The organism is Myxococcus vastator, assembly GCF_010894475.1.
GTDB lineage: Bacteria > Myxococcota > Myxococcia > Myxococcales > Myxococcaceae > Myxococcus > Myxococcus vastator.
Genome location: NZ_JAAIYB010000750.1, coordinates 1 through 2246, shown reverse-complemented (window position 1 = coordinate 2246; position 2246 = coordinate 1). Strand labels below are relative to the sequence as shown.

At 53.0% G+C, this 2246-nt stretch carries 1 protein-coding gene; it reads left to right on the top strand.

The window, feature by feature from the left end:
- On the top strand, nucleotides 1-2246 hold a 2246-nt coding region (locus G4D87_RS36860), incomplete at both ends, for an FAD-dependent oxidoreductase (RefSeq protein ID WP_163787455.1).

The following is a 2246-nucleotide window of genomic DNA, read 5'->3' as shown; positions in this document are numbered from 1 at the left end:
ACCTATTGCACGACTCTGCCGTCCTGGGCGTTATTGGCGGCGGAGTAGCGGGTCTGACCGCTGCCGCAGCTGCTGCACGCCTTGGATGCAAGGTCTACCTGCTCGAAAAGCACAGCGACGTGCTTGCATTGCAAGGACAAAACAGAACACGCTGGCTGCACCCTCACTTGTATGACTGGCCCGAAGAGGGAGCAGATCGCCTGTGGGCAGACCTCCCGGTGCTCAACTGGAAAGCCGCGCCAGCAGAGGATGTAATCAAGCAGCTTCGCAAAGAGTGGGAATGGCATGTGACTCAGTACAAAGGCAGCCTTTCCGTGCACTGTGCGGTCAAGTCACGCATAGTCGATCACAAAGGAAGCCTACCAGTCCTAGAATGGCAGCCCGGATACGCCCCAGTCGCCTGCGATGCAATTATTTTAGCGCTTGGGTTCGGCCTTGAGGACAATGTTCCGGGGGTTCCCTTCGTATCGTACTGGCAGAATGATGACCTCGACCAAACGTATCCTTTTGACGGGCGCCATCCTAAACGGTTCCTGGTTTCCGGCCTTGGAGACGGCGGACTAATCGAATTCATCCGCTTGCGGCTCAACAGATTCAATCACTGGGAAACATTCGCAGAATTTCTCAAAATCGCAAGTACAACCAGCCTAAAGGGCAAGCTGTTAGAAATTGAGACAATAGCCAGCAATGATTCAAAAATGCTTACCAACGCGTACTCCACGCTCGCGGAAGCAACTTTGGACAAGATCGACTCGTGGCTCGCACAACGACTCCGCAAGGATACCGATGTTACGCTGCTCGGGTCGCAGTACCCGGCCGCCTCAAACGCGAGGATTCTCACGCGATTCCTTGCAACGCGAATCCTCAAGGTCGACGGGGCAAGTGGGGGTAGCTCTTCGAACTACATTTCGGGGCGCCTAGATAAGGCCGAACTCGCAGGAGACACGTATGCTGCACACATTTTACAGCCGAACGGTCAAAACCTACTGCTAAATTTCGACCGAATCATCGTCCGTCACGGACAACGCAAGCCCGCGCCGCTGGATGAATTCGATAAATCTATTGCTCAGAAATGCATTCATCTCATGGAGGCACCGGAACCACCCAGTCTTCGGAAGCCCTTGTGGGCCCATGCTGAACCGGGCTTTTTCTCCGGGGTGAAGCGGGTCGTAAGCAAGAAGGTTTCCGTGGAGGCGTTCGTCGGTTCGCGGACGGAAAGCGGCCTTCAGGTAGGCTCTGAGGCAATATCGGTTGCAGCCTGTGTCGTGCTTACAGAAAAGGGCGTGAGGCAGCTGCAGCAAGCATTCCTTGAGTTCAAAAACGATGCTCTAGCCGATCCTTACGTCGACGACACGCTCAAAAAGATGTTGCGGCGCCCAGCAGTAGAAATAGATAGCCTGCTGAATCAAATCGAAGCCAGTCCCAGCCTTTGGCAGAAGCTCATCCAGCGTTCGGTGGGGATTTCATTCGAAGCATACCTCTCCTATGCGCGCAGCAGTTCTATGGACTTACAGTCAGATAATGTCCAACACAAGTTACTTCGAAGGATTATAAAGGAGCGACTACAGGACAAGAAACTGCGTCTTCATCAAATTCGAACCGAAGGCACATTGACGAGAGCGGTCAAAGGCGCGGTCGCTGAGTGTCTTGAAGAGTACGAACGGTACCACGGAAAAAAACAAGAGAGTCCCTGCGTAACCGTTGACGGCTCCTTCCTGACCTACCTGCATCATGTACTTTGCCGGCTCGGCATTCAGCGCCTAAGAGATGAAAACCCAGCGCCAACGGATTTCAATCGATTTTGGGGCAAAATTCGCGCGGCATCCAACGTAATCACTGGCCAGAGGTTCCACCAGCACAATCACATTCAATTCCATGCCATTCGTCACACCAACGATTTGGCTCTCCACCTAAGATGCAGAGCCGAAGCCATCGAGACTGCCTTACAAAACATACCTGCGAGCTACGAACAGATAGCGATTCCGAAGCGCGGAAAATCGCGCCGAGGGGAACATAGGATCGTCTACAATGTTGTGGATGAACAACTCAAGCAGTGGCAGAAGATTTTACAAGAAAGCATCGTCAATCAAATGCCGCAGCACCAGCACATCCAGGGCTTTCTGCCCAAGCGCTCTATCATAAGCAACGCACGGCAACACTTAGCAAAGAGGCTCGTACTGCACGCCGACATTGAATCTTTTTTTGACACCATTAGATACGAGCAGGTGCTGCGGGCTTTTGAGGAC